We start from the raw sequence: 26197 nt of genomic DNA, 5'->3' as shown, positions 1-26197 counted from the left end.
TTCCGGTTGGAGGTGACGCAGCATGAAAGTCCCATTGCTCAGTGACACAGGCCAACCGAGTATTATCGACATAAACGAAGTTCTTATTATCAAGACGACATCCAATGGTCCTGAGTTCCATACGAAAGAAGGAGTTTATTATTTCCCCTCGACTGCAAAAGAATTGATGGAGCTGTTTGCCGATTACGGCTTCGATAAACTGGACCGCTGCAATCTGGTCAACATGAATTTGGCCCAAGCCTATGACGAAAAGCAGCGGAAGGTTTATTTTGAAAACCCATGGGACAAGCATAGCCAATATGCCAGCGTCTCGGAAGCGAACCAGAAGAAGGTTCAGCACCTTATTCGCGAATCCGAAGACACGAAGGTTGCCTACAAAGGTCTTTCCTCCAGGTTCCGTATCGGAAAGAGCTCTACATAAGCCGCCTGATGGCGGCTTTTTTTCTGCAGGGACTTACTCGCCCGCGCTACCCCGGTCTCACAGCCCATTAATGTTCCTCCTGCCGGTCCGAATGCGAATACATTTTTTGGCCGATTTCACTCAAAAAGAGCTTTGTTTCCTTCTTGACAGTATTCGCCAACCTGATGCAGAATAGGATTCAGTTCTTACGGAAACGGAGTCTATCGAATGCTTGCGAATTGGAGAAAAATATTACTGCTTGCGATCCCGTCTTTCGTGTCGTTCGCTACGGCTACCGTAACGGGGACGATCAATCTCATTATGATCGGCGATCTCGGCTATCTCGTCATCGCCGTCGTCGGTGTCGTCAACATTATTATGTATAACGCTTTCGCGCTATTTTCGGGCATCGGCCATACGGTCAATTATTTGGTCGCCCAAAATTACGGTGCGGGCGATATGCGCAAAGGGATCGAACGAACTTATCTCGCGTTTTACCTTTGTTTCGCTTTTGCGTTTCTTTTGATCGTGTTCGGATTGACGCTTTCCGACGAGGTGCTGCGTCTGACAGGGGGTTCCGAGGAACTGGTCAGCACGGGTACTCTGTATTTGCAGCTGCGTTTCTACGCCATGTCGTTCGGCATTATCAATTTCGTATTTCACGGTTTCCTGCGGGGAATCGGTTCGACTACGCTTTCGATGATCATTTCGCTCATCGGCAACGGGCTCATGATCTTTTTTACTTATGCGCTTACATTCGGCGCGTTCGGCTTTCCCGAGCTCGGCCTGATGGGCACCGGTCTGGCCGTTATGATCGGCGAAGCGGTGCAGACGCTGATCAGCGCATACGTCTTTTTCTTCGTCCTGAACAAACGTTTCCCGACAAGGATGCGCGCGAAGCCGGATTGGGCCGAGATGAAGCTGATAACCAAGGAAAGCGGAAAGCTCGGTCTGCAGGAATTTCAAATGAGTCTGACGATGTTCATCTTCACCGTCTTCGTCGCGAGACTCGGCAACCAGGCGCTCGCCGCGAACGAAATCGCGCTCAATGTCATGTCTTTCGGCTTTATGCCCGCTTTTGCCTTCGGGGCGACGGCAACGATACTGGTCGGCCAATACGTCGGCGAAGGACAGCCGCTTAAAGGGCGCCGTGCCGGTACGGACACGGCCATTTTGGGGACGGTCTTTCTGCTCGTACTCGGGACGGTGGAGATGATTTGGGCCGAGCCGATCGCCAGGCTGTACGCCAAGGAGCGCGAAGTATACGAGCTGGCGGCGTATTTGATTCAACTGTCGGCCTATCTGCAAATTTTCGACGGATTTCTGAATTTCTATGCCGGGGGACTGCGCGGCATCGGCGATTCAACCTATTTGATGCGGTTCTCCTTTGTCGTCAGCTGGTTTTTATTCGTGCCGCTGGCCTACTTGCTCATTTTCGTGCTGGATATGGGCAGCGTCGGCGCGTGGCTTTCGCTATATACGTATCTGACCGTATTCGGCATCGGTCTGGCGATCCGCTTCTACCGGACCGATTGGCTGAACGTCCGGCTGAAGGAAGCATCCCATTCCTGATGCCCCGCAGCAACCGTCCCGTACCGCCGTACGGGGAAGCACCGGTCCGTTTCGGGACTTCGGATTCATGTTTTAGGAATAATTTACTTTCAATTTCTCCGAATGAAGCCGATATACAAAATAGACAGATATGTGAAAGGACCGATGACATGATCAATGTTTCCGCACAACGCAAAGTCCAGATCGAGTATACCGGCATAACGGAAGAGGATTTGCGTCTTCTTGCCGCAAGCCGTCCGATATTCGAACAGCTTGCAGACGTCGTAGTGGACCGTCTGTACGCGCATATTCAGAAGCAGCCGTATTTGATGTCTATCATTGAACGCTTCAGTACGATCGAGCGATTGAAAGAGACGCAAAAAGAATACTGGTTGTCGATCACCTCGGGCGTCATTGATGACGCATTCATCGAAAACCGGATCCGCGTCGGCCTGATTCACTCCCGAATCGGGTTGACGACGGACTGGTACTTGGGTACATACATGATTTATCTGGATATTGCCACGCCGGCACTGGAGACCGCTTCCCCCGACCGGTGGCGCGCGATCGTGCATGCGCTCAGCAAAATGTTCAATTTCGATTCGCAGCTGGTGCTGGAAGCTTATCTGCAGCAGGAGCAGCAGCAGCTGAAGGAGCTGGCCGATACGCGCAAACAGCTGCTCGGAACCATTACCCAAACGGTGCAGGAGTTGGCGGGGATGGTGGTCGAGCTTGACGAGGGCGCCCAGACGATCGCGGAGACGGCTGTGTCGACATCGCAGGCGCAGGACAAGACGAATCAACTCTTGAGCGATCTGCGGGAAAATATCGAAGGCATTACCGAGATGGGCGAGCTGATCCGGGACATCTCCGACCAAACGCATCTGCTCGGCTTGAATGCCGCCATCGAAGCGGCGCGGGCCGGAGAGCAGGGGCGGGGCTTCGAGGTCGTGGCCAACGAAGTGCGCAAGCTGGCGGGATCGTCGCGGGAAGCGCTGGAGCGCATCGAATCGCGGCTGGCCGAGATCGAGGCGAAAATCGCGGAAGTTCGCAAGGAATCAGAGGCTACGACGGAAATGGCCGACAGGCAAGCGGCAAGGTCGCAGGAGCTGGCCGCCTATGTGCAAATGATCGAGAAAATAACGAAAGAATTGCAGAAGTGGATTGACTTGACGTCCGATCAGGAATAATCGGAAAGGCCCGGCAACGCGCATGCGCTGCCGGGCCTGAATTCTTTACAATATCGGTTTGTTTTTCAGCCTGTATTCGCTGTCGAATTTTTGAAGCAGCTCGTTCGCTCGGTCTTTGTCCTTCGGGTGCACTTGCAGATGGATGATGCCGCCGGCGGACATGCGGTTGCCGCTTGCGATTCCGGCTTGCGGTACTGCCGTATCGCTCGTTTTGAGACGGTTCCGGACGCCTTTGTCAACGAGATAGGCGCTGCGCGTTTGCAGTTCATCCGCATTGTCCGTTCTCGCGGTCCGGATCGTTCGCCACTTGCCGCCGGACAAGACGGCAGCCAGCACGATCAGAGCGGCGATACCGAGCGCGATAAACAGAGTTTCCATCCTCCTCACCTCGATTCCGGGGATGCCCCCTGTGGTACTTTTTACATACCCGGAATACGCAGGATTGAAACAGGAGCCCGGCCTTTACAAAAATTTTCGGCTCGTCTTCTTGCCGTCCATGCTGAATACGATGCGTTTGTCTTCGACGACCGTCTCCAGATGGACCGTTTTGCCCCATAGCTGCACGATATAAGGGAGCGTCCGCTCCACATATTTCAAATCCAGCTCGACGCCTTCGTACAGATGCTTCAAGTACAGCTCGCCGTTCCGATTGAAATCGCCGTCCTGGACGACGATGCTCGGGAAGCCGCCGTTGACGCGTGAGAATACGAGCTGGTCGCGGATATTTTCCCATGTCTTGTCGGTAATTTTCCATTCCGGACCTTTCTTCTCAAACACATACAGGTCGAGGTCTTTCACCAGATCCTTCGTCAAATAGTTGCGGATGAACGAAATGTCCGATTCGTATTCGCGCACTTCGAAAATTTTTTCCCGTCCCCGTCCCGGCTCGCGGCCCAGCCGTTCCCGTTCCTCTTTCGTCGGATTATCCCATCGCCGCTCGATGTCCTCGAAAATTTTCAGCCCGAGATAATACGGATTCAGCGTATGGCGGGAAGGCTGAACAACGGCGGAATTCAGCTTGGCGAACTCGATCGTTTCCTCGCTTGTCAGGTCCAGCTCGCGGATGATGCGCTGGTGCCAGTAGGAAGCCCAGCCTTCGTTCATGATCTTCGTCTCGATTTGCGGCCAGAAATAAAGCATCTCGTCGCGCAGCATCGACATGACATCGCGCTGCCAGTCCTCCAGTACGGTCGAATATTCCTCGATAAACCAGAGCATATCTTTTTCCGGCTTGGGCGGGAAAAGGTCGGTTTCCTTCTTCTCTTCCTCCCGGTCGCGTTCATCGTCGTCGAGCGACCACAGATCTTCGTATTCGCTCCGGAAGGCTGTCTGGACCGACCGCTTCTTCTCCTTCTTCAGCAGACTGATATACCGTTGTTTGTCCAACTGGTACGGCTTGATGATGGTCGGATCGACATGCTCCTGAATCGCCAGCACGGCGTCGATGAATCGCTCCACCTTCTCCGCGCCGTGTTCGGTCTCGTATTGCTGAATGCGTTCGGCCGTTGCCGACATGCTTTCGACCATGAACCGGTTGGTCGCGGCGAAGCGGGCGTTGTTTTTGAAAAAATCGCAATGCGCGAGCACATGGGCGACGATCAGTTTGTTCTGAATGAGCGAATTGCCTTCCAGCAGGAAGGCGTAGCACGGGTTGGAATTGATGACGAGCTCGTAAATTTTGCTCAGGCCGAAATCGTACTGCATTTTCATTTTATGGAACGTCTTGCCGAAGCTCCAGTGGCTGAAGCGCGTCGGCATGCCGTAAGCGCCGAATGTATAAATAATGTCCGCGGGACATATTTCATAGCGCATCGGGTAAAAATCGAGTCCGAATCCTTGTGCGATTTCCGTAATTTCGTCGATTGCGCGCTCCAGTTCGCGGATCTCCTCCTGATTCATCCGTCATCCCTCCGTACGGAAATTGCGTTTACCCCATTAGTATGAAAGACAGCGGCAGCCGATGCGGCGGCAGAGGCCCGTATTACACATCCCCGTACTTGTTGCGGTACTTGGCGAGCGCCAGCAGCGGCCAGCTATACCTGTCGCTATGGTAACGGAGATACAGACTGCCGGGAAGGCCGCCGCCTGTCGGATACGATGCCCGCCAGTCGTTCTCGTGCAGCAGCCGGATCAGGCACTCGATGCCCGCATCGATCTCCGGAATCGGCCGATCGTACGCCTCGATGAGCGCCTCCAGCGCCCATGCCGTTTGCGTCGGTGTCGATGCCCGCAGCGCGACGTGCCGGCCCGCTTCGTCGCTGGCGCACGATTCGCCCCAGCCGCCGTCGCCGCTGCGGACGTCCAGCAGCCAGCGAAGCGCCAGCTGCACCGCCTGATGATCGGCCGGCACGCCGGCCGCCAGCAGCGCTTGAATGACGGCGGCTGTGCCGTGGACGAAGCAGATGCCCCAGCGGCCTTTCCAGCTGCCGTCCGGCTTCTGCATGCCGAGCAGCCAATCGACGGCGCGCTGTACGGCTTCCCGGTTGCCGGTCAGGCCGGGCGTCCGGCACAGGAAGACGACGACGCGCGCCGTAAGATCGGGCTCGGAAGGATCGAGCACGATCGATTTGGAGCCTTCGAACGGAATCGCCGATGCGATCAGCGGATGATCGACGCCCCGCTCGAAGGCCGGCCAGCCGCCGTCGTCGTTCTGCATCGTGATCAGCCAGCGGAGTCCGTCTTGCCAACGGGCGCGCTGGGCCAGGTCCCGATTCGCCGAGGCTCGCACCGCTCGCAATGCGGCGGCCGTGTCGTCGGTGTCCGGGTAGAGCGTATTGACGTCGGAGAAGCCGAAGCCCCCCGGCTTCACGCCGGGATTGCGCAGCTTCCAGTCGCCGTAGGACGACTGCTGCCGTTCCAGGATATAGCCGGCTGCGCGTTCCAGCGCGGGGCGCGCTTCCGGCAGGCGGGCTTCCTGCAGCGCCACGGCGAGCTGCGCCGTATCCCACAGCGTCGACGTGGCCAGCTGCAGATGGGCTTCGCCAGCCGGCTCGTCGTGCCAGACGACCGACTTGACGCCGGCCAGCGCCCGTTTCATCACTTCCGATTCCCGGTCGTAGCCCTTGGCTTCCAGGGCGAACATCATCAAGATGGTGGCCGTCGGGAAGGTAAGCAGCGTGCCGTCCGGTTCGATCCGCTCCAGAAGGAACGTCTCGGCTTTGCGCATGGACGCGCCCTGCAGCGGGGAAGCGGGGAGCGGAAGATGACTGAGCAGCTTCATGAGCCGGGCGAGCCAGCCGCCGTCGTGCTCGAATTTGCGGCTGCCGCCGAGAAACAGAGAGGAAAGGTCGGGGAGATCGGACGAGCCGGCCGCATACTGCCGGGAAGCCATCATCATGATCGGTACGAGATGGACTCTGGCGTGTCCGGACAGATCGAACAGATTGGCCGGGAACCAGACAGGGGCGAGCAGAAACTCGATGGGAAGGCGAAGCGATCCGGGCCATTCCGCCTGACCGGTTGCGGCCAGCAGCACCTGGGTCAGCATCGACCGTACCTGTCCGAGGCCGCCTTTGCCGATAATAAACGCTCTGGCGCGGGCGAGCCGCTCTTCCCGTTCATGGTGCAGCCCGGACAAGAGCAGCGCGTAGTAGCCTTCGACCGTCGCCTCCAAATTGCCGACCGGCTCGTCGGGATATCGTTTCCAGGAGCCGTCGGCTTCCTGGCGGGCGGCAATCCGGGCGGCCAGCGCCCGCATGAGCTGCGGTTCCTCCCACTTCTGGGCGCGCAGCAGCGCGATGAGGAAAGCGTCGCCCGATATGCCGCTATCCAGGCAGAATCGCCAAGAGCCGTCATCGGCCTGGAGAGCGATCAGCTCGCCGGCAAGCCGGCCGATCTCCTGCCGCATGTTCCGCAGCGTCATGCATCTCCCGCCTTTCGCACACGTCGTTTTTAGGTTATATATATGCGGGCGGAACGCCGGTTAGATGATCTTTTCCACGCTTCCTGCGCGATCGCCAAAAGGGAACGGCCCCGGCTGCTGCGGCTGCCGGCTGTCGCTCGCGTTCGGGCGTTCGGTTCAAACCGCGCCTTCCGGCTGCTTCTTGAAAAATGTTTTCAACGCGGCGTACACTTCGTTTTTTTCGCGAATGACATAATACAGGAACCGGGGCAGATTGATGTTTTTATACGCCGTCATCAGCGTGCTGTTGCGGTTGTACTGGTTTACTTCGCCATAGCCGAAAATGTTGGCCCGCGTCAGCATCTCCTTGATCAGCCGGACGCACCGTTCGTTGTCGCTGGTCAAATTGTCGCCGTCGGAAAAATGGAACGGATAGATGTTGTAAAGCGACGGCGGATAGCGGCTGTCGATAATTTCGAGCGCTTTGACATAAGCGGAGGAGCAGATCGTGCCGCCGCTTTCGCCGCGCGTAAAAAATTCTTCTTCGGACACTTCTTTGGCCTCGGTATGGTGTGCGATAAACACGATGTCGACTTTCTCATACTGCCGCCTTAAAAATCGGGTCATCCAGAAGAAGAAGCTGCGCGCGCAATATTTTTCGAAAGACCCCATCGATCCCGAAGTGTCCATCATCGCCAGAATGACGGCGTTCGATTGCGGCTTTACAATTTCCTCCCACGTTTTGTAGCGCAGATCGTCGGGCGATATGCCGTGGATGCCGGGCTGTCCGGCCGTTGCGTTGCGGCGCAAATTTTCAAGGATGGTCCGCTTTTTGTCAATGTTGGACATGATCCCTTTCTTGCGGATGTCGTTGAAGCGGATATCGGTAATTTCGATCTGATCTTTGTCTTTTTGCTGCAGATAGGGCAGCTCCAGCTCCTCGAACAGCATGGATTCGAGATCGGCCAGACTGATGTCCGCCTCCACGACGTCTTCGCCCGGCTGATCGCCCGCTCCTTCGCCGGCTCCGCCTTTGCGCGCCGACGGATCGACCCCCAGCACGTCTCCGACCTGGCTGTCCCCGTCGCCCTGTCCGACATGCTTGCTTTTATTGTAGTTATAAATGAAGCGATACTCGTCCAGGCTGCGGATCGGTACTTTGATGATTTGCTTGCCGTCGGACAAAACAATGCTTTCTTCCGATATCAAATCCGGAAGGTTTTGCTTGATCGCTTCGCGCACTTTTTGCTGATGGCGCGCCTGATCCTGATACCCTTTGCGGTGCAGCGACCAATCCTCGCGAGAAACGATGAACGAATGCCGTCTTGCGGACTCAAACTCCATCTGTGATCCACCTCCTCGCCGTATACCTTGCCCTGAATTCGGAGAATGGCAGGCTTGTTAATCAATATATTCAAGTCACTTGCGGTTATGTGAGACAAAATCGCCCCGACGCGGCTGTCTCACAAAAAAAGTTTTGAGACTTTGGAAGGATAATAGAAAAAGGATGTCGAATGAAAGAATAATACCGAGATATCCGATTATTATGCTTTGTTTTTAATGGTTTGCTTTTACGGCAAAGACGCTTGGCAGGCAGCAGGGACGACGTTTCGGAGGCGATTTGATGAAAAAGGTACGTAAGATCGATTATTGAGCGAAATGTTCGGGAATTCGACAAAATGATAACTATTTCGACAAAGTCGTGTTGACTAATGTTCGGGTATTCGGTAGGATGAAGTATAGGATAATAGACAAGGAGAGATTGGATTACAATGAAAAAAATATGGCTCGTATTCATTGCCCTTGCGGTCTTTCTGACGGCATGCGGCGGTGGCAAGGCACAAGAGGAACAGGGGGCTTCCGGCGGGAACGGCTCGGATGCAAATAAAGAGACGAAAATTGCGCTCATTCTGCCGGAAAAAATCGGGGTCAACCCGTTCTTCCAACTGATGGACGAAGGGCTTCGGAAAGCGGGCGAGGAGTTCGGCGTAACGGTCAAAACGATCGAATCGACCGATGCGAACGCGCTGGAGCAAAACCTCCGCTCGGCGGTAGCCGACAAATACGATCTGATCATCACGTCGACGTTCCAGGCGGAAGACGCGCTGAAGAAGCTTGCGGCGGAAAATCCGGATCAGAAATTCGCGATCATCGACACGGTGGTCGATATGCCGAACGTACGCAGCGTCGTATTCCGGGAATATGAAGCGTCGTATCTGATGGGTGCGCTGGCCGGCCTCATTACGAAATCGGGCACAGTCGGCATGGTGGCGGCGGACGACATTCCGCTGCTCAAGAAGTATACCGTACCGTTCGAGGAAGGACTGAAGTCGACGAATCCGGACGCGAAGTTCATCATCAATTACGTCGGCGGCGCCAACGCCTTCAACGATCCGGCGAAAGCGAAGGAGCTGGCGCTGCTGCAGCATTCGCAAGGGGCCGACTTCATCGCCGGCGCGTCGGCGGCCGGAGACTACGGCGTGTTCGAGGCGGCGAAGGAGAAAAACTTCTACACCTCCGGACAGGATATGGACCACACCGGCACCGATCCCGACCATATCATTTTGTCCCAGCTGAAAGGAACGGACGCCGCCGCTTACGAGACGGTCAAAGCTTTCGTCGAAGGCAATTTCGAGACCGGCGTTGCCGTCGATTACGGCTTGAAGGAGAACGGCGTCGGCGTCACGTACGTTACGCATGAATCGGCTACGCCGCTGAATCCGTTTATCGGCCAGGAGAACATCGACAAAGTGAAGGAATTGAAGGATAAAATTGTCTCCGGCGAGTTGACGGTGAATAATCCGCTGAAACAGCAATAATTTGACATGTAACGATTGGTTTGCGCTTGCCCGCTCGCTGCGGACGGACAAGCGGAATGGACAGCGCCGGCCGGCTGCGATGCATCGCAGTCGGTCGGCGCATTCTCCGCTGAAAGGGGAAAAAGCATAGTGATGTTGCTTCAAATGGAACGGATTACGAAAGTATACGGCGATTTGGTCGCCAACCGCGATATCGACTTGAACGTTCGCGCCGGCGAAGTGCACGCGGTCGTAGGCGAGAACGGAGCCGGCAAAACGACGCTGATGCGCATTTTGTACGGGATGGAGAGGCCGACCTCGGGCGTGATCAAGCTGCGGGGGAAAGAGGTGTCGTTCGCCAATCCGTCCGACGCGATTGCGAATGGGATCGGGATGGTGCACCAGCATTTTATGCTGTTTCCGTCCTTTACGGTGGCTGAAAACGTTGTCGCCGGCTCCGAACCGTCCAAGGGCATCCGCTTCGACCGCGCGGCTGCGGCCGAACGGGTGCGGGAGCTCGGCCAAAAGTACGGCATGCCGCTCGATCCGCTGCGCAAGGCGTCGGCCTACTCCGTCGGCATGCAGCAGCGCATCGAAATTTTGAAGGTGCTGTATCAGGGAGCGGATATCATTATATTGGACGAGCCGACAGCGGTGCTGACGCCGCTCGAAGTGAAGGAGCTGCTCCAGGCGATCCGCATGTTGGCGTCGCAAGGCAAAAGCATTGTGCTCATCACGCACAAGCTGCACGAGGTGATGGAGGTGGCCGACCGCATTACGGTGCTCCGCGGCGGGCGTGTGACCGGCACGCTGGAGAAGAAGGATGCGACGATTGCCGGCATCTCCAAGCTGATGGTCGGACGCGAGCTGGCCGATCCGGTGAAGTCGGCTTCCCGGCCGGGCAATTCGGTGCTGACGGTCAGCGGGCTGACGGTAAAGGGCGCCGGCAAGCCGCTTGTGGACGGCGTCAGCTTTGAAGTGAAAGCGGGTGAAATCGTCGGCATCGCGGGCGTATCGGGCAACGGCCAGACCGAGCTGATTCAGGCGATCAGCGGGCTTGGACCGGTTCACGAAGGCGAAATCCGGCTGCTCGGCCGCGATATCGCCGGTCTGCCGCCGGGGGCGGTTCGCGACGCCGGGCTCGCCCATATCCCGGAAGACCGCTATATGTGGGGAGCGGCCAAGGACGCTTCGGTGCGCGAAAATGCGATGATGGGCCATCACCGGCGGCTGCACCGTTCGGGCTGGCTGCGCAAGCGGACGATCGCTTCGCTTGTCGCGGAGTGGATCGGGAAGTACGGCGTCAAGACGTCTTCGCTGGAGGAGAAAGCGCAGCATCTGTCCGGCGGCAATTTGCAGAAGCTGATCGTCGCGCGGGAGATGGCGCAGCAGACGCCGTTTCTCCTTGCCGCCGAGCCGACCCGGGGCGTCGATATCGGCGCCATGGAATTTATTCATGACAAGCTGCTGGAAAAGCGGAACGGCGGCGGAGCCGTTCTGCTCATTTCTTCGGAGCTGTCGGAAATTATGAAGCTGTCGGACCGGATTCTCGTCATGTTCGAAGGACGCATTGTCGGCGAAGTGGACGGACTTACGGCGACGGAAGAACAGATCGGCCGGCTGATGGCCGGGGGAGGGGCATCATGAACGTGTGGAAACAGCGGGCGTCCGCGCTCGTTCAGCCGCTCGCGGCGATCGCGATCGGGCTTGCCGCCTTGGCGGTTGCCGTCGCGCTGGTCGGCGGTTCGGTCGCGGAGGCTTATATCGAGCTGTGGCGGGGCGCATTCGGCAATTTCTACTATTTTACGAACACCCTGACCCGGGCGATTCCGATTTTGCTGATCGCCGTCGGCCTGTCGCTCGCCTTCCGCGCCGGCTTCTTCAACCTCGGCGCGGAAGGACAGATGGTGCTGGGCGGCATCTCCGCCGCGCTTACGGCGCTCTATTTGCCGGCGCCGGGCCCTGTGCGGCTGGTCGCGGCGATTGCCGCCGGCATGGCGGCCGGCGGTTTGTGGGCGGCGTTCGCGGGCTGGTTGAACGCGCGTTTTCGTATCAATCTGCTCATCTCGACGCTGCTGATGAATTATATCGCGACGTATTTCGCCGCTTATCTCGTCACCGTCCCGTTCAAAGACAATACCGGTTCCGCGGCGCTGCCGCAAACGGAGATGATCGATCCGTCCGCCTGGCTGCCGAAGCTGTTCGCGGGATCGAGCCTGCACGCGGGTTTCTGGCTGGCTGTCGCGGCGACCGTTATCGTTTATGTCATCATGAAACATACGGTGTACGGCTACCAATTCAACATGATCGGCAGCAATCCGCTGTTTGCCGCGTACGGCGGCATCCGGCGGGGGCCGATGCTGGTGGCCGGCCTGTTCATCAGCGGCTGCCTGGCCGGACTGGCCGGCGTTTCGGAGGTGCTCGGCATGCAGTACCGTTATTTGGACGGAGCCTTGACGACGCCGGGCTATGCCTGGTCCGGACTGATGGCCGCGCTGATCGCCGGATCGCATCCGATCGGCGCGGCGCTTGCGGCAATTTTGCTGGCTGCCCTGCAGACGGGGGCTATGGGACTGGAACGCAATACCGAGGTACCGCTCGAAGTCGCCAGCGTCATTCAGGCGACCGTCGTGCTGTTCGTCTCGGCCAAGCTCGGAATCGGCTGGCTGAAGCGCCGCAGAAAGGGGAGGACGACCGATGGAGCAGCTGTTTGACCTGTCATTGCTGAATTCGACGATCCGGATGATCGCGCCGATTTTGCTGGCGGCGCTCGGCGGTATGCTGTGCGCGAGGGTCGGCCTGTTCAATGTCGGCCTGGAAGGTTTCGTGCTGCTCGGCGCTTTCTCCGCGGTCGCCGGCAACTACATGTTCGGCAACGTGCTGCTGGCCGTGTTGTTCGCCATCCTCTGCGTCATGCTGTATTCGCTGCTGTTCGGCTATTTGAGCATCCATCTGCAGGCGAACGAAATTGTCGTCGGCATCGCGATGAATATGCTGGCTTTGGGATTGACGACGTTTTTGCTGCGCGCTTTGTTCGGCGTAAAAGGCACCTTTTATGACAAAAATATGGTCGGGCTTCCGAAATGGGACATTCCGCTTCTGCGCGACATTCCGGTTGTCGGCCCTATCCTGTCGGGACATTCGCCGATCGTCTTTTTAAGCTTCGCGCTTGTCGTGGTTCTGTTTTGGTACATGTACAAAACCGTTTCGGGATTCCGTCTGCTGGCGATCGGGGAAAATCCGGCCGCGGCAAGAAGCATGGGCATGCGCGTTGCCCGCTACCGGTATGCCGCCGTGCTGGCCTCCGGCGCGCTGTGCGGTCTTGCCGGCGCGCAGCTGTCGCTCGGCCAGCTGACGCTGTTCACCGAAGGGATGACGGCCGGGCGAGGCTTTATCGCGCTCGTCGCCATGATGCTCGGCCAGTCGACGCCGTTCGGGGTGATGGCCGCCAGCGTCTTCTTCGGTCTGATGGATGCGCTCAGCATCCGGCTGCAAGGCTTTTCGCTGCCGACGCAATTTACGATGATGGTGCCGTATGTCGTCACCTTTATCGCGCTTTTCTTCTTCAAGGACAAAAATACGTTCGAGGAAGCCTCCGGCAAAGCCGGAAGCTCGCGTTAACAGACCGAAACGGACAGGAGGTAGTGCACGATGAACAAAGCCGACCGCATTCGCAATATGAAAGTCGGGCCCGTCGCGCCGGAATTGTCGGACCGGGTCCCCCCGGGGCAAATCGTGACGGAGAAATTCCCGATTTTGCACGAAGGGGAAGTGCCGGAATACAATCTGGACGAATGGGATTTGCGCGTATTCGGCGAAGTCGAGGAGGAGCGCACGTTTTCCTTCGCGGAGCTTGAGCGGCTGCCATCTGCGAAGGTGACCGTGGACATTCATTGCGTCACCCGCTGGAGCAAGCTCGATACGGTATGGGAAGGCATCCGTTTCCGCGATTTTGTTGCCACGTTGAAAGTGAAGCCGGAAGCGCGTTACGTTATGCTGCACGCGGATTACGATTATGAGACGAACGTGCCGCTCGCCGATCTGATGCGGGACAACGTGCTGCTCGCCTACCGGTACGACGGCAAGCCGCTTACCCCGAAGCACGGCTGGCCGCTTCGCCTTGTCGTGCCGCATCTCTATTTCTGGAAAAGTCCGAAATGGCTGCGCGGCATCGAATTTATGCGGGAGGACCGTCCCGGATACTGGGAAGTCCGCGGCTTCCACAATTATGCCGACCCGTTCCGCGAACAGCGGTTTTCCGGCGAGGCGCTGCCGATTCCCGAGGACGAGTGGGAGAAGAAAGAGTACGATTGACAATCGGCCGCCGGCGGGCGGCGATCGAAATTCATCGTTCATTTGAAGGAGTGGAAGGTTGTGTATTTGCCGATATTGCAAATTCATTCCGAAGATATGCCGCCCTATGCGATCGTTTGCGGCGATCCCAGGCGGGCCGAGGCGATCGCGAGGAAGCTTGAACCTGTGCGGGAGCTGTCCTTCGCCCGGGAATACCGGACGTTCGTCGGCACTTACGACGGCGTGCAGCTGGCGGTCGTCAGCCACGGCGTCGGCTCGCCGGGAGCGGCGGTCTGCTTCGAGGAGCTGATCCGGGCCGGCGTCAAGACGCTCATTCGCGTCGGAACATGCGGTTCCTACCAGGCCGATCTGCCGGCGGGCAGCCTCGTGATCAGCACCGCGGCGGCGCGCGAGGAAGGATTGACGAAGCAGCTGGTGCCGCAAGGCTTTCCCGCCGTCGCCGACGCGGAAGTGGTCGCCGCTCTTGCCGAAGCCGCGCGGGAAGTGCCCGGCGACGGAGCGGTGCGCAAAGGGATGACCGTATGCTACGATGCCTTCTTTACCGGCGTTCTCGAACTGCCTCATAAAACGTACAAGCAGGCCGGCATCCTTGCGGTGGAAATGGAAATCGCCGCCCTCTACGTCGTTTCCTCGCTTCGCGGAGCGCGGGCCGGCGCGATACTGGCCGTTGACGGATTCGCCGACAACGATCTGGCCGCGGAATACGATCCGCATACGGACGCGGTTTCCCGTGCGGTTGAGCGGGAAATCGAGATCGCGTTAAAGGCGGCGTCCTCGCTCGCCAAGCGCGATGCGCTGAAGTAAGCGGCTCGTACACGAATTTGTAACCGTCTGTTCATTGGGGCCTCCGCCGCGTTGTGCTATAATGTGACCGACTACAACGTACAGGAGGATGTGAAGACGATGATGTTTCCCCGGTATGCGGCATACGGGGCCATTCACGCATTGCTCGCGGTGGCGCTCGGCGCGTTCGCCGCGCACGGTCTGGAAGACAAGCTGAGTGCGGATTATCTGGCCGTGTTCGAAACAGGCGTGCGCTATCAGATGTATCATGCGATCGGGCTTTTTCTGCTGTCATTGCTGGCCGGCAAACTGAACGAACCGCGGCGTTTGCTGCTCGCCGGCCGCCTGATGCACGCCGGCATTATTCTCTTTTCCGGCAGCCTCTACATCCTGTCGCTGACCGGCTTCAGCAAACTGGGCATCATTACGCCGTTTGGCGGCGTCGCCTTTATTGCGGCCTGGGCTTTGACGGCAGCGGCCGCCTGGGGTTCGCAGAAGCGGAACTCCGCGTAACGATTAAAAAATGTCTGTCCCGATCAGGTCTCTTCCTCTATAATGAAACTTGTCCGCATATGCTTTTAGGCTTTTGAGCGAGTGGGGAGGCCTGAGGATGAAGAAACAGCCCGATCGGTTGAAAAATGACAAACATCAACGTCTCGTTCCGGATACCTTTGCCTTTACCGCATCGGCGGCGTTGCTTTCGGTCGGCGCCGCCGCATTCGCGCTGCCGGCCAAAGCCGCCGTAGCTCTTTCCTCAAGCGTGACGGCTATTTCGCTTGCCGCTTGCATCCTCATGCTGCGGCGTCGCCGGTTCGCTTCCGTCCCGCTTCATCCGCGTTCCGATTTCCCGCCCCTATCCGACCACGTCATGCGCACGATTTTACGCAGCCATAAAACCCCCTTCATTCTGCTCGATTCCGAAGGCAAAATCGTTGACGTCAGCGAGGGAGCCGTCCATTTGCTCGGCTACCGCAAGGACGATTTGCTCGACAATCCGTTGAAAAATTTTGCTGATTGCACCGTTCAGGAGGTCGGCAATACGGAGAAAGCCGAGGAAGGCGTGAAATATTTTCAAATCCGGATGATGCATCGGGAAGGATACCCGCTCGAATGGGATATCGAATGTATTCCGATACAGGACGGGGAACGAACGATCGGGACCGTCATGGTCGGGATGGATGCCAGCGAACGGAAACGCCAGATCGAACGCATCCGCTATATGGCTTATTACGACGACATGACCGGATTGCCTAACCGCAGAATGTTTATGGACAAATTGGACGAAGCGATGAACGAATCGGCCGCGTTCGGCGGTCTGGTCGGCGTCTATTATGTCAACATCGACCGGTTCAAGCTGGTCAATACGTCGTTCGGCCGGGAATTTGGAGATATGCTGCTTCTCCAGATTGCCGAGCGACTGCTGTGCGGCCGCCGCGGGCATCATACGGTCGCCCGGATGGAAGGCGACGAGTTCGCGCTGCTCGTTACGGATGCGGGATCGGAAGAAGAATTGCTCCGGCGGGCCAAAGAGCTGCTCAAGCGGCTGGAAGAGCCGTTCGAAGTGCAGGGGTTTCCGCTTCATGTAACCGCCAGTATCGGCATCGCGACGAACCGCGATTCGAATCAGAATGCGGGTGCGATCATCCGGCACGCGGAGACGGCGCTCGTCAAGGCGAAGGACAGCGGCCGCAATTGCGGGCTTGTCTACTCCGACAAATGGGACAATTCGGCGCGCGAGCGTCTCAAGCTGCAGCATGAGCTGTTCCGCGCGATTCGGAACCGGGAGTTCGTGCTGCACTATCAGCCGCAGTACCGGATCAACAGCGGCCGGATGGTCGGGGTGGAAGCGCTTGTTCGCTGGGAGCACCCGGAGCGGGGTCTCGTGCAGCCGAAAGAATTCATACCGCTTGCCGAAGACAGCGGCATGATCGTTCAGCTTGGCGATTGGGTGCTGGAGGAAGCATGCCGGCAAAATAAAGCGTGGCAGGATTCCGGTCTTCCCGCTATTCCGGTGTCGGTCAATTTGTCGCTGCGCCAGTTCATGCACCAGAATTTGCCGGGCAAAGTGGCGGCGGTGCTCAAAGGCACAGGCCTTCCCGCCCGCTATCTCGATCTGGAAATTACCGAATCGGTTGCCATGGATACCGCCGACGTTTCGCGCCATTTGTCGGAATTGGCCCGACTTGGGGTTGGCATCAGCGTCGACGATTTCGGAACGGGCTACAGCTCTTTTCTATATTTGAGGAAATTTCCGATCGATCGTCTGAAAATCGACCGGTCGTTCGTTCACGACATTATGCATGATCCCGGAAATGCGGAAATCGTCGCGGCGATTATCGCCATGGCCCACAATCTGAACCTTCAGGTGATCGCCGAAGGCGTCGAAACGGAAGATCAGGTCCGTTTTTTGAAAAGGCATCGATGCGACGAAATGCAAGGGTTTTTCCGCAGCCCGCCCGTACCTGGCGATAAAATTGCCGAGATGCTCGGGAAAGAGGCATCCGGTCCTTATACAAGCGGGTGACGGCGGCTAGTCGTTCATTCCGAAAATTCGTCGATTTCGTACAGGTTGAACGCGTATACCTGCTTCTCGTCGACATGGTAGGCGGTCAGAAGCTGGGCGGTTTCATCGAAGTTTAGAATCCGGCACGGAATGCTCAGGCGGATGCCGTAACCTTTGTTCACACTCAAGCGTATAAGACGTTTTGCCTCGATGCAGCGGCGAATCCGCTCGTTGATCGACGGATCGCCGTTCGGGTCGCGGCTTTGATCGGCGTCCGTTTTCGTTTTCGCCGCTTGCGTCCCGCCGGACGGCGGTGCGGCATTGCCTGCTGCCGCCTTTACCGGAATGGGGCGGAATTCCGCTGCCGATTCGCGCATATTCGCGATGAGAGACCCCCTCTCCAGCCCGGACACGATTCGGTAGTCAGGGAAGTTTCCCCCGTTCAGCACGTTCAGCAGCTTCTCGAGCGCGACCGCATTCGTCTCGCCTTCGACGAGAATGTCGACATTGAACAAATAGGCCGTTTTGTTTTTGGAATGTTGTCGCTTCATTTCGGTATGGTTCAGGTTCCCGCCGCGTTTCGCGCTTAACGGAGAGCCTGCAGCCGTTCACTTCCTTTCGGTCGTTGCATTTTTCACAGATACTAATATACCACCAAAAGAACTGATCATATAGTCCTATTTCGGGTATAAAATTTAAGACTTTCGAACGTGTCTCTATCGCGCTGCAGGGATGCGAAGTCGTCGTCCGAGGGCACTTGTACCTGACCGAAAATGCCGAAGCGCATATAGTGAATAAGCGGCTGCGCATACCGCATACGGCGCTTCGGCATGCGGCCGCACAAGGAGGAGGAGCCTATGATGAGAATGGTTCCCCGCATATTGGACAACGGTCGGACAGTACTGGGAGTGGAAGTCAAGCTGCCGAAAACGACACTTCTGGTCTGGACGACAGAAAACGGATACATTATGTGCGGGGCTCTGGATGTGGGGCTGTTGAACGAGCGGCTGAAAGACCGCGGCATTGTGGCGGGCAGAGCGGTCGGGGTGAAAACGCTTGACGAATTGTTTGAAGCGCCCCTCGAATCGGTGACGCTTGCGGCGGAAGCGCGGGGCATCGCGCCGGGAATGAAAGGTTACGAAGCGCTGCATTTAATGGCGTGACAGCGGTTTTTCGTCCTTGCGGAATGCGAAGCCGTTCTCTCGCCCGTTCGGCGATCCGCCCGCCGGGGGGGCGGAAAAGGCCGGCTTCCCGCAGGGAACCGGCCTTTTCCGCTAAATATAGGTTCCGTTCGCGTTGAACGGTTTTTCCGTCAGGTGGAGAACAGCTTTTTCAAGTTTTCGGAGAACGGCGCACGCACGATGCCTTTCTCGGTAATGATTGCCGTTACATAATCCGCGGGCGTGACGTCGAAGGCGGGATTGAAAACTTTGACGCCCCGCGGTGCCGTTCGTTTGCCGAACCCTTCGGTCACTTCCTCGGCGCTGCGCTCCTCAATGGGAATTTCGGCGCCTGTCGGCGTTCCGAGATCGATGGTCGACAGCGGGCAGGCGACATAGAACGGAATGCCGTGCGCCTTGGCCAGCACCGCGACGCTGTAGGTGCCGATTTTGTTCGCGACGTCGCCGTTGGCGGCCACCCGGTCGGTCCCGACGATAACCGCGTCAACCCAGCCTTTGGACATGACCATGCCGGCCATATTGTCGCAAATCAGGGTGACGTCCACCCCGGCTTGCTGAAGCTCGAACGCGGTCAAACGGGCGCCCTGCAGCACCGGCCGGGTTTCGTCGGCGAATACCCGGATATCGATCCCCCGCTCTTTGGCGAGATAGATGGGAGCAAGAGCAGTGCCGTATTTGGCGGTCGCCAGTCCGCCGGCGTTGCAGTGCGTCAGTACGCCCATTCCGTCTTTCAAGAGCGTCAGCGCATGCTCGCCGATCAGCCGGCAAGTCTCCTCGTCTTCGCGCTGAATGGCGACGGCTTCTTCGAGCAGCTCGCGCTTGCACGTCTCCAGATCGCTGCCGCTTTCCGCCAATGTCTTCGCCTTGGCGCTCATCCGCTCCAGCGCCCAGAACAGGTTGACCGCCGTCGGACGCGAGGTGGCCAAATATTCGGCCGCTTTCAATACGCGCGCCAGCCAGTCGGATACGCCGCCCCGTTCGTCCCGGCTTGCCAGCACGACGCCGTAAGCGGCGGTTATTCCGATAGCGGGGGCGCCCCTGACTTTCAAATGGCGGATCGCTTCCCACACTTCCTCGACGGTGGTCAGCGGCAAATAAACAATTTCCTCCGGCAGCAGCCGTTGGTCGAGCAGATCGAGTCTATCGTCCGCCCAGATGACGGACTGCAGCCCGGCGTAACCGGTCGTCATGTCGCAGCATCCTCTCATGCGATGTTTGCGGCTTGATGGAGCCTTTACTAAGTATATAGAATAATATTGCGGCATGGAATACCTGCAATTGGCGCATCCTAATATGGAATAAATTTTCAGGCTGGCAAAATGCGCATACGATGCGGGCTATCGTCTCCGCGGAAAGCCCGATCATGGTTTTCTCATTGCTTTATAACAAACATTATAATAAAATAATTATTGAGAATCACTGAAAATCACTCTTGGGCTTGCGCTTGCGTCATGTGACGCGAAGCCTGGAAGTATCGAATTTTTGGAAGGAGCATTCGGAGTATGGCGACACATTTCAAAATCGAAGGTCTGAGAGCGGCCATCGAAGATAAAGAAATATTGAAAGGCATCGACCTCGAAATCAAAGGCGGGGAAATTCACGCCATTATGGGGCCGAACGGTACCGGCAAAAGTACGCTGGCTTCCGCGCTTATGGGGCACCCGAAATATGAGGTAACTGCCGGCACGGCGCTGCTCGACGGCGAAAATTTGCTGGAGATGGAAGTGGACGAGCGGGCGCGTGCCGGTCTGTTTCTGGCCATGCAGTACCCGAGCGAAATTCCGGGCGTTACGAATTCCGACTTTCTCCGCAGCGCCATCAATGCGCGCCGCGAAGAAGGAAACGAAATTTCGCTGATCAAGTTTATCCGCCAAATGGAAAGCAAGATGAAGGAACTGGAAATGAACACCGAGTTCGCTCATCGTTATTTGAATGAAGGATTTTCCGGCGGCGAGAAGAAGCGGAACGAAATTTTGCAAATGATGATGCTGGAGCCGAAAATCGCCATTCTGGACGAAATCGACTCGGGTCTCGATATCGACGCGCTCAAAATCGTCGCGGCCGGCGTCAACTCGATGCGCTCGGAAGACCGCGGTTTTCTCATTATTACGCACTATCAGCGTTTGCTCAATTATATTACCCCGGATTACGTGCACGTCATGATGCAGGGCAGAATCGTCAAGTCGGGCGGTCCGGAGCTTGCCCAACGGCTGGAGGATGAAGGCTACGACTGGGTTAAGGAAGAGCTCGGCATCGTGGACGAAACGGTAGGCCAAGCGTAACGAAAGGAGCGATGAACCTGATGAGTATTCAATTGACGACTCCGATCAACCGCGGCCTGGCCGAAACGTTGTCCCGGGAGAAGAACGAGCCGGATTGGGTCGCGCAGCTTCGCGCCGAGGCCGCAGAACGGGCAGGGGAACTGGAGTGGCCGAAGCCGGAAAAGACGCGCCTCGATCGCTGGAATCTGGATGCATTCGGCGTTTACAAGCAGACGGCTCGGATTGCGCGGCTCGGCGAATTGCCCGCTGAGGTGCGCGAGCTCGTTCCCGCCGAAGGCGGCGCCCTGCTCGTGCAACGCAACTCGGGAGCGGCTTATGTGCGCGAGGCCGAGGAGTTGAAGTCGAAAGGCGTTATTTTCACCGACCTGGAAACGGCTTGCCGGGAGCATGCCGATCTGGTGAAGCCGTATCTGTTTCAGGCGGTCGATCCGTTTGAAAACCGGCTGAACGCGCTCCATGCCGCGCTATGGAACGGCGGGGCGTTCGTTTATGTACCGAAAAATGTCGAAGTCGAATTGCCGCTTCAGGCCATCTACTTCCGTGACGACGCGGAAGCGTCGTTCGCGCCCCATATCGTGATCGTGGCGGAAAAGGGCAGCAGCGTCACTTACGTCGACTATGCTATTACGCCGGGCGAAGGCGGCGCGGCGCCGTTCATCCACCATTCCGTTATCGAGGCGTTCGTCAAACCGGGCGCGCGCGTGCGTGTCGCTTCCGTTCATCATATGAGCGATCAAGGCGTCGATATGACGAATCGCCGCGCGATTGTGGAGCAGGACGGACGGATCGAATGGATTATCGGCGATCTGCACGACGGCAATACGCTGACCGAGACGCAGTCGCTGCTGCAAGGACAGGGCTCTTCCTCGGATGCCAAAGTGATCAGCATCGGTCTCGGCCAGCAGCGGATGAGCCTCACCACCCGCGCGGTGCATATCGGCCGCAGCTCGACAAGCTCCATGGTGACCCGGGCCGTCATGAAAGACGAAGCGACGGCGATTATCAACGGCGTGACGAAGATCGAGAAAGGCGCCACGAAAGCCAACGGCGAGCAGACCGAGAAAGTGCTCATGCTCAGCCCGAAAGCGCGCGGCGACGCGAATCCGATTCTGCTGATCGACGAAGACGACGTCAAGGCCGGCCATGCGGCCAGCGTAGGGCAAGTCAACGCCGATCAGGTATATTATATGATGTCCCGCGGCATCTCCAAGGAGGAGGCGGAACGTCTTATCATTTACGGCTTTTTGGCGCCGGTCGTATCCGAAGTGCCGATGGAAGCCGTAAGGAGCCAGCTGCAGCGGCTGCTTGAAAGGAAGCTGATCGTATGAACGCCGAGGAGATCCGGACGCAGTTCCCGATATTGAAGCAGGAAATCAACGGTCATCCGCTCGTCTATCTGGACAGCGCGGCTTCTTCCCAGAAGCCCCGTTCCGTCATCGAGGCGATCGTCCGTTACTACGAAAACGATCATGCCAACGTTCACCGCGGCGTTCATACGCTCGGAGCGCGGGCGACGGACGCGTACGAGGGAGCCAGGGAGAAAACGGCCCGGTTCGTCGGCGCCGCAAGCAGCGAAGAAATTGTTTTCACCCGCGGCACGACGACCGCGCTGAACCTCGTTGCCGCCAGCTACGCCCGGTCCGTTCTTCGGGAAGGCGACGAGATCGTCATTACGCCGATGGAACACCATAGCAATCTCATTCCTTGGCAGCAGGCGGCCAAAGCCGCCGGAGCCAAGCTTAAATATATTCCGCTTCAGCTGGACGGCACCATCGCGATTGCGGATGTGGAAGCGACGGTTACGGAGCGGACGAAGATCGTCTCGGTGGCCCATGTCTCGAACGTGCTGGGCGTCGTGAATCCGGTCAGGGAAATTGCCGCTGTCGCCCATCGCAACGGCGCCGTTCTCGTCGTGGACGGCGCGCAGAGCACGCCGCATATGCGGATCAACGTGCAGGAGCTGGACTGCGATTTCTTCGCTTTCTCCGGGCACAAGATGTGCGGTCCGACAGGCATCGGCGCGCTGTACGGCAGAAAGGCGTTGCTGGAATCGATGGAGCCGATCGAGTTCGGCGGCGAGATGATCGATCATGTCGATTTGTACGAATCGACATGGAAAGATGTGCCGGCGCGGTTCGAGGGCGGCACTCCGATTATCGCCGGCGCCGTCGGACTGGCGGCGGCTATCGACTTTCTGGAACAAATCGGGCTGGACGAAATTAACGCTCATAACGAGAAGCTGGCGCATTATGCGTACGAACGGCTGTCGGCGATCGAAGGCGTGACGATTTACGGTCCGCAGCACAATCGCACCGGTCTTGTCACCTTCAACCTCGGCGAAATTCATCCGCACGATGTGGCGACGGTGCTCGATGCCGAGGGCATCGCCATCCGCGCCGGCCATCATTGCTGCCAGCCGCTGATGCGCTGGTTGAATGTTACGGCGACTGCTCGGGCAAGTTTTTATTTGTACAACACGGAGCGGGATATCGACCGGTTGGCCGAAGGCCTGCTCCGGGCAAAGGAGTTCTTCGGCGATGCAATTGGATGATTTGTACCGACGGGTCATTATGGATCACTATAAAAACCCGCGTAATCGGGGTACAATGGAAGACGAGGCCGTAACGGTCAATCTGAACAACCCGACTTGCGGCGACCGGATTTCGCTTCAGCTGCAGGTGCAGGACGGGAAGGTAAAGCTGGCGAAATTTACCGGAGAAGGCTGCTCGATCAGCATGTCTTCGGCATCAATGATGACGGAGGCCGTCAAAGGACGAACGTTGGACGAGGCGCTGGCATTGGCCGAACGATTCTCTTCCCTGATGAAAGGAGAAGAGGTTGAGTTCGAGGAATACGAAGACATCGAGGCACTGTCCGGAGTCAACAAATTTCCGGCGCGCATCAAATGCGCGACGCTGGCCTGGAACGCGTTGCGCAAAGGCGTTGAGCAAGGACGCATGAATTGAAGAAAGGGAGGCGTTAGACCATGGCTAAGAAGATGCCCGAATTGGAAGAGTACAAATATGGCTTCCGCGATGAGCATAAAGCGGTCTTTCAGACCGGCAAAGGGTTGACGCCGGAAGTTGTCCGCACGATTTCCGAAATGAAGAATGAACCCGAGTGGATGCTGAATTTCCGGCTGAAATCGCTGGAGCAGTTCAATAAAATGCCGCTGCCGCGCTGGGGCGGCAATCTCGACGACCTGGACTTCAACGATATTCAATATTATGTCAAGCCGTCGGAGAAGCAAGGTAAGACGTGGGAGGAAGTGCCCGCCGAAATTAAGGAAACGTTCGACAAGCTGGGCATTCCGGAGGCGGAACAGAAATTTCTCGCCGGCGTCTCGGCGCAGTACGAGTCCGAAGTCGTTTATCACAGCATGCAGGAAGATCTCGCCAAGCAGGGCGTCATCTTCATGGATACGGACACGGCGCTGCGGGAGCATCCGGACATCTTCAAAGAATATTTCGGCACGGTCGTACCGCCTGCCGACAACAAGTTTGCAGCGCTGAACAGCGCGGTATGGTCCGGCGGCAGCTTCATCTATGTGCCGAAAGGCGTCAAATGCGAAATTCCGCTGCAGGCTTACTTCCGGATCAATTCGGAAAACATGGGCCAATTCGAACGGACGCTGATCATCGCCGACGAGGACAGCTTCGTGCATTACGTTGAAGGCTGCACCGCGCCGATATACAGCACCAACTCGCTGCACAGCGCGGTCGTTGAAATTATCGCCAAGAAAAACGCCCGCGTCCGTTATACGACGATTCAGAACTGGGCGCCGAACATTTACAATCTCGTTACGAAGCGTGCGGTGGCGGAAGAGAACGCGACGATGGAATGGGTCGACGGCAATATCGGTTCCAAGCTGACGATGAAATACCCTGCTGTCGTGTTGAAAGGCCGCGGAGCCAAAGGGATGGTGCTGTCGATCGCGGTTGCCGGCAAAGGCCAGCACCAGGACGCGGGGGCGAAAATGCTCCATCTCGCGCCCGATACGACATCGACGATCGTCTCCAAGTCGATCAGCAAGCACGGCGGCAAAGTGACCTATCGCGGTCTCGCCTCGTTCGGGCGGAACGCCGAAGGATCGAAAGCAAACGTGAAATGCGATACGCTCATTCTCGACAACCAATCGACATCGGATACGATCCCGTACAACGAAATTATGAACGACAACATTACGCTCGAGCATGAAGCGACGGTGTCCAAAGTGTCCGAGGATCAGCTGTTCTACCTGATGAGCCGCGGCCTTTCGGAAGCGGAAGCGACCCAGATGATCGTCATGGGCTTCATCGAGCCGTTTACGAAGGAACTGCCGATGGAATACGCGGTCGAGATGAACCGTCTCATCAAGTTCGAAATGGAAGGCAGCATCGGATAAGATAGACTCAGGCGTATCAAGGGCTGAACGGAATTAAATCGAGTACCGTTTAGTTCAAGTGCGTATAAACGAATCCCCGCTTGGCCATTGTGGCCGGGCGGGGATTGATTTATGGCGTAACGGGTTGTTGTGCTGCAAGCTGGCCGGTAGGGCCTTTTTCCACAATGCTTGATTTTTTTAAGAAGAATCCCAGTATCAATGCAATAACCATGATGATAAACCAAATTACGATCAACATGGTAACACCTAGACCGGCACCGATTATCGCTCCGGCTTGCTCCGCGCCATTAGTAGCGTCATCGATAACTTCTCCTGCGCTCATCATGCCCGCAACGATGATGACGGCCATCGTTAAAGTCCAAAAAAGCGCAAAGTTTTTAAGAACGTTCCAGGCGGTGCCGCCTTCCCTAATTTCTTTATCTTTTAAATTCCGTTTTGCAAAATAAATCGGTAACGCGATCGGACCGATCAAAAAAACGCCTATTGTCCAACCAATCGCATTGTTTTTCCGTTTCCTTGCGTCGAAGAATGTCCAGACTGCTAAAATTGCCCAAAGTATCCAGTACCACATACCAGTTCCTCCGAATTAATTCCCCATCGGCCGAGGTATTTACTAGGACTTCCAGACGGCATTATTTTACAACAAAAGACCTAATTTGACTATATGGGAATGAAAGTAGTTTATATTGTTTTCGAAGCGTTAAGATCCATAGGTATAATCTCCTATCTCTCAACTATACTTGGTTTATTATTTTTAATTTAACGAACGGTGAGAAGTACTTTATAATGGGACGAACAGAAACTGGTTAGGCGCCCCCTTCTCCCGGCAGATTGATTTAGCAAAAAGCTGCAAAAATACAGGAATTTGGTTCCGAATAGACGAATATGGCGCAAAATCCTGCGAAAATACAGGAATTTTATACAATTTTTACTTGTTTGGCTTAAACGGAGATGATGTACAATAGTTTGT

The 26197-nt window shown here is 56.9% G+C and carries 24 protein-coding genes; 17 read left to right on the top strand and 7 right to left on the bottom strand.

What is annotated here, in order from left to right; all coding sequences use genetic code 11:
* The first annotated feature begins 22 nt into the window (after nt 1-22).
* The 3 genes from ABEV74_RS17840 to ABEV74_RS17830 all read left to right on the top strand — a co-directional run bounded on the left by ABEV74_RS17840 (nt 23) and on the right by ABEV74_RS17830 (nt 3141).
* Nucleotides 23-421: a LytTR family transcriptional regulator DNA-binding domain-containing protein gene (locus ABEV74_RS17840; protein ID WP_062491643.1), complete on the top strand. Its 399-nt coding sequence runs from the start codon at nt 23-25 to the stop codon at nt 419-421.
* Nucleotides 422-628: 207 nt separating this feature from the next.
* The gene (locus ABEV74_RS17835; protein WP_430148071.1) at nt 629-1972 is read left to right on the top strand and encodes an MATE family efflux transporter; all 1344 of its coding nucleotides are present in this window, start codon (nt 629-631) and stop codon (nt 1970-1972) included.
* A gap of 149 nt (nt 1973-2121) precedes the next feature.
* Nucleotides 2122-3141, top strand: a complete 1020-nt coding sequence (locus ABEV74_RS17830; protein WP_430148068.1) for a protoglobin domain-containing protein — start codon at nt 2122-2124, stop codon at nt 3139-3141.
* A gap of 45 nt (nt 3142-3186) precedes the next feature.
* Here the strand turns inward: ABEV74_RS17830 and ABEV74_RS17825 are convergent, their stop codons facing one another.
* The 4 genes from ABEV74_RS17825 to yhbH form a co-directional block, all read right to left on the bottom strand.
* A complete protein-coding gene (locus ABEV74_RS17825; protein ID WP_062491648.1) occupies nt 3187-3519 on the bottom strand; it encodes a hypothetical protein in 333 nt (110 codons plus the stop codon).
* A gap of 84 nt (nt 3520-3603) precedes the next feature.
* Nucleotides 3604-5040, bottom strand: a complete 1437-nt coding sequence (locus ABEV74_RS17820; protein WP_062491651.1) for a SpoVR family protein — start codon at nt 5038-5040, stop codon at nt 3604-3606.
* 82 nt (nt 5041-5122) lie between these two features.
* A complete protein-coding gene (locus ABEV74_RS17815) occupies nt 5123-7003 on the bottom strand; it encodes a terpene cyclase/mutase family protein (protein WP_430148065.1) in 1881 nt (626 codons plus the stop codon).
* A 156-nt stretch (nt 7004-7159) separates the two neighbouring features.
* A complete protein-coding gene (gene yhbH / locus ABEV74_RS17810) occupies nt 7160-8326 on the bottom strand; it encodes a sporulation protein YhbH (RefSeq protein ID WP_430148062.1) in 1167 nt (388 codons plus the stop codon).
* Between the two features lie 428 nt (nt 8327-8754).
* Between yhbH and ABEV74_RS17805 the strand changes: the two genes are divergently transcribed.
* The 8 genes from ABEV74_RS17805 (at nt 8755) to ABEV74_RS17770 (ending at nt 17401) form a co-directional block, all read left to right on the top strand.
* Nucleotides 8755-9801, top strand: coding sequence for a BMP family lipoprotein (locus ABEV74_RS17805; RefSeq protein ID WP_430148060.1), 1047 nt, complete (start codon nt 8755-8757; stop codon nt 9799-9801).
* Between the two features lie 132 nt (nt 9802-9933).
* Complete coding sequence (locus ABEV74_RS17800) at nt 9934-11427, top strand: ABC transporter ATP-binding protein (protein ID WP_430148124.1); 1494 nt, start codon at nt 9934-9936, stop codon at nt 11425-11427.
* Nucleotides 11424-12494: an ABC transporter permease gene (locus ABEV74_RS17795; protein ID WP_213529072.1), complete on the top strand. Its 1071-nt coding sequence runs from the start codon at nt 11424-11426 to the stop codon at nt 12492-12494. Before ABEV74_RS17800 ends, ABEV74_RS17795 begins: the two co-directional genes overlap by 4 nt.
* Nucleotides 12478-13401, top strand: a complete 924-nt coding sequence (locus ABEV74_RS17790; protein ID WP_062491663.1) for an ABC transporter permease — start codon at nt 12478-12480, stop codon at nt 13399-13401. The genes ABEV74_RS17795 and ABEV74_RS17790 overlap by 17 nt, the downstream gene beginning before the upstream one ends.
* A 30-nt stretch (nt 13402-13431) precedes the next feature.
* Nucleotides 13432-14094, top strand: coding sequence for a sulfite oxidase-like oxidoreductase (locus tag ABEV74_RS17785; RefSeq protein WP_062491666.1), 663 nt, complete (start codon nt 13432-13434; stop codon nt 14092-14094).
* A 60-nt stretch (nt 14095-14154) separates the two neighbouring features.
* Nucleotides 14155-14898: a nucleoside phosphorylase gene (locus tag ABEV74_RS17780; RefSeq protein ID WP_430148057.1), complete on the top strand. Its 744-nt coding sequence runs from the start codon at nt 14155-14157 to the stop codon at nt 14896-14898.
* A 99-nt stretch (nt 14899-14997) separates the two neighbouring features.
* Nucleotides 14998-15390 carry a DUF423 domain-containing protein gene (locus ABEV74_RS17775; protein ID WP_062491671.1) on the top strand — a complete coding sequence of 131 codons (393 nt, stop codon included), beginning with the start codon at nt 14998-15000 and terminating at the stop codon, nt 15388-15390.
* Between the two features lie 97 nt (nt 15391-15487).
* Complete coding sequence (locus tag ABEV74_RS17770) at nt 15488-17401, top strand: putative bifunctional diguanylate cyclase/phosphodiesterase (RefSeq protein ID WP_430148054.1); 1914 nt, start codon at nt 15488-15490, stop codon at nt 17399-17401.
* A 14-nt stretch (nt 17402-17415) separates the two neighbouring features.
* On the opposite strand, the gene ABEV74_RS17765 is transcribed toward ABEV74_RS17770, so the two are convergent.
* Nucleotides 17416-17931: a hypothetical protein gene (locus ABEV74_RS17765; RefSeq protein WP_430148052.1), complete on the bottom strand. Its 516-nt coding sequence runs from the start codon at nt 17929-17931 to the stop codon at nt 17416-17418.
* A gap of 306 nt (nt 17932-18237) precedes the next feature.
* Between ABEV74_RS17765 and ABEV74_RS17760 the strand changes: the two genes are divergently transcribed.
* Nucleotides 18238-18543, top strand: a complete 306-nt coding sequence (locus ABEV74_RS17760; protein WP_062491675.1) for a YunC family protein — start codon at nt 18238-18240, stop codon at nt 18541-18543.
* A 149-nt stretch (nt 18544-18692) separates the two neighbouring features.
* On the opposite strand, the gene mtnA is transcribed toward ABEV74_RS17760, so the two are convergent.
* Nucleotides 18693-19751 (bottom strand): S-methyl-5-thioribose-1-phosphate isomerase, encoded by a 1059-nt coding sequence (gene mtnA, locus ABEV74_RS17755; protein WP_430148049.1) that lies wholly within the window; start codon nt 19749-19751, stop codon nt 18693-18695.
* Between the two features lie 312 nt (nt 19752-20063).
* Here mtnA and sufC point away from each other — a divergent pair, with 312 nt between their 5' ends.
* From sufC to sufB, 5 genes are read left to right on the top strand one after another with little or no spacing between them, the layout of a single operon-like run.
* Nucleotides 20064-20843: a Fe-S cluster assembly ATPase SufC gene (sufC, locus tag ABEV74_RS17750; protein WP_062491679.1), complete on the top strand. Its 780-nt coding sequence runs from the start codon at nt 20064-20066 to the stop codon at nt 20841-20843.
* A 20-nt stretch (nt 20844-20863) separates the two neighbouring features.
* The gene (sufD, locus tag ABEV74_RS17745; RefSeq protein WP_430148046.1) at nt 20864-22171 is read left to right on the top strand and encodes a Fe-S cluster assembly protein SufD; all 1308 of its coding nucleotides are present in this window, start codon (nt 20864-20866) and stop codon (nt 22169-22171) included.
* Complete coding sequence (locus ABEV74_RS17740) at nt 22168-23394, top strand: cysteine desulfurase (protein WP_430148043.1); 1227 nt, start codon at nt 22168-22170, stop codon at nt 23392-23394. The genes sufD and ABEV74_RS17740 overlap by 4 nt, the downstream gene beginning before the upstream one ends.
* Nucleotides 23381-23809 carry a Fe-S cluster assembly sulfur transfer protein SufU gene (gene sufU / locus ABEV74_RS17735; protein ID WP_062491684.1) on the top strand — a complete coding sequence of 143 codons (429 nt, stop codon included), beginning with the start codon at nt 23381-23383 and terminating at the stop codon, nt 23807-23809. The genes ABEV74_RS17740 and sufU overlap by 14 nt, the downstream gene beginning before the upstream one ends.
* 20 nt (nt 23810-23829) lie before the next feature.
* The gene (gene sufB, locus ABEV74_RS17730) at nt 23830-25227 is read left to right on the top strand and encodes a Fe-S cluster assembly protein SufB (protein ID WP_062491686.1); all 1398 of its coding nucleotides are present in this window, start codon (nt 23830-23832) and stop codon (nt 25225-25227) included.
* Nucleotides 25228-25336: 109 nt separating this feature from the next.
* Here sufB and ABEV74_RS17725 read toward each other — a convergent pair whose 3' ends face one another.
* Complete coding sequence (locus ABEV74_RS17725) at nt 25337-25798, bottom strand: hypothetical protein (RefSeq protein WP_430148039.1); 462 nt, start codon at nt 25796-25798, stop codon at nt 25337-25339.
* Between the last annotated feature and the right edge of the window lie 399 nt (nt 25799-26197).

Source organism: Paenibacillus cisolokensis, from assembly GCF_050481165.1.
Taxonomy (GTDB): Bacteria; Bacillota; Bacilli; order Paenibacillales; family Paenibacillaceae; genus Paenibacillus_AH; species Paenibacillus_AH cisolokensis.
Note: the sequence above shows the minus strand (reverse complement) of the source record. Positions and strands in the feature narration are given on the sequence as shown.

Excerpts from the sequence above, each read along its gene's own strand:
- ABEV74_RS17840 (WP_062491643.1), top strand. The coding sequence starts at position 23 with ATGAAAGTCCCATTGCTCAGTGACACAGGCCAACCGAGTATTATCGAC.
- ABEV74_RS17835 (WP_430148071.1), top strand. The coding sequence starts at position 629 with ATGCTTGCGAATTGGAGAAAAATATTACTGCTTGCGATCCCGTCTTTC.
- ABEV74_RS17830 (WP_430148068.1), top strand. The coding sequence starts at position 2,122 with ATGATCAATGTTTCCGCACAACGCAAAGTCCAGATCGAGTATACCGGC.
- ABEV74_RS17825 (WP_062491648.1), bottom strand. The coding sequence starts at position 3,519 with ATGGAAACTCTGTTTATCGCGCTCGGTATCGCCGCTCTGATCGTGCTG.
- ABEV74_RS17820 (WP_062491651.1), bottom strand. The coding sequence starts at position 5,040 with ATGAATCAGGAGGAGATCCGCGAACTGGAGCGCGCAATCGACGAAATT.
- ABEV74_RS17815 (WP_430148065.1), bottom strand. The coding sequence starts at position 7,003 with ATGACGCTGCGGAACATGCGGCAGGAGATCGGCCGGCTTGCCGGCGAG.
- yhbH (WP_430148062.1), bottom strand. The coding sequence starts at position 8,326 with ATGGAGTTTGAGTCCGCAAGACGGCATTCGTTCATCGTTTCTCGCGAG.
- ABEV74_RS17805 (WP_430148060.1), top strand. The coding sequence starts at position 8,755 with ATGAAAAAAATATGGCTCGTATTCATTGCCCTTGCGGTCTTTCTGACG.
- ABEV74_RS17800 (WP_430148124.1), top strand. The coding sequence starts at position 9,934 with ATGTTGCTTCAAATGGAACGGATTACGAAAGTATACGGCGATTTGGTC.
- ABEV74_RS17795 (WP_213529072.1), top strand. The coding sequence starts at position 11,424 with ATGAACGTGTGGAAACAGCGGGCGTCCGCGCTCGTTCAGCCGCTCGCG.
- ABEV74_RS17790 (WP_062491663.1), top strand. The coding sequence starts at position 12,478 with ATGGAGCAGCTGTTTGACCTGTCATTGCTGAATTCGACGATCCGGATG.
- ABEV74_RS17785 (WP_062491666.1), top strand. The coding sequence starts at position 13,432 with ATGAACAAAGCCGACCGCATTCGCAATATGAAAGTCGGGCCCGTCGCG.
- ABEV74_RS17775 (WP_062491671.1), top strand. The coding sequence starts at position 14,998 with ATGATGTTTCCCCGGTATGCGGCATACGGGGCCATTCACGCATTGCTC.
- ABEV74_RS17770 (WP_430148054.1), top strand. The coding sequence starts at position 15,488 with ATGAAGAAACAGCCCGATCGGTTGAAAAATGACAAACATCAACGTCTC.
- ABEV74_RS17765 (WP_430148052.1), bottom strand. The coding sequence starts at position 17,931 with ATGAAGCGACAACATTCCAAAAACAAAACGGCCTATTTGTTCAATGTC.
- ABEV74_RS17760 (WP_062491675.1), top strand. The coding sequence starts at position 18,238 with ATGATGAGAATGGTTCCCCGCATATTGGACAACGGTCGGACAGTACTG.
- mtnA (WP_430148049.1), bottom strand. The coding sequence starts at position 19,751 with ATGACGACCGGTTACGCCGGGCTGCAGTCCGTCATCTGGGCGGACGAT.
- sufC (WP_062491679.1), top strand. The coding sequence starts at position 20,064 with ATGGCGACACATTTCAAAATCGAAGGTCTGAGAGCGGCCATCGAAGAT.
- sufD (WP_430148046.1), top strand. The coding sequence starts at position 20,864 with ATGAGTATTCAATTGACGACTCCGATCAACCGCGGCCTGGCCGAAACG.
- ABEV74_RS17740 (WP_430148043.1), top strand. The coding sequence starts at position 22,168 with ATGAACGCCGAGGAGATCCGGACGCAGTTCCCGATATTGAAGCAGGAA.
- sufU (WP_062491684.1), top strand. The coding sequence starts at position 23,381 with ATGCAATTGGATGATTTGTACCGACGGGTCATTATGGATCACTATAAA.
- sufB (WP_062491686.1), top strand. The coding sequence starts at position 23,830 with ATGGCTAAGAAGATGCCCGAATTGGAAGAGTACAAATATGGCTTCCGC.
- ABEV74_RS17725 (WP_430148039.1), bottom strand. The coding sequence starts at position 25,798 with ATGTGGTACTGGATACTTTGGGCAATTTTAGCAGTCTGGACATTCTTC.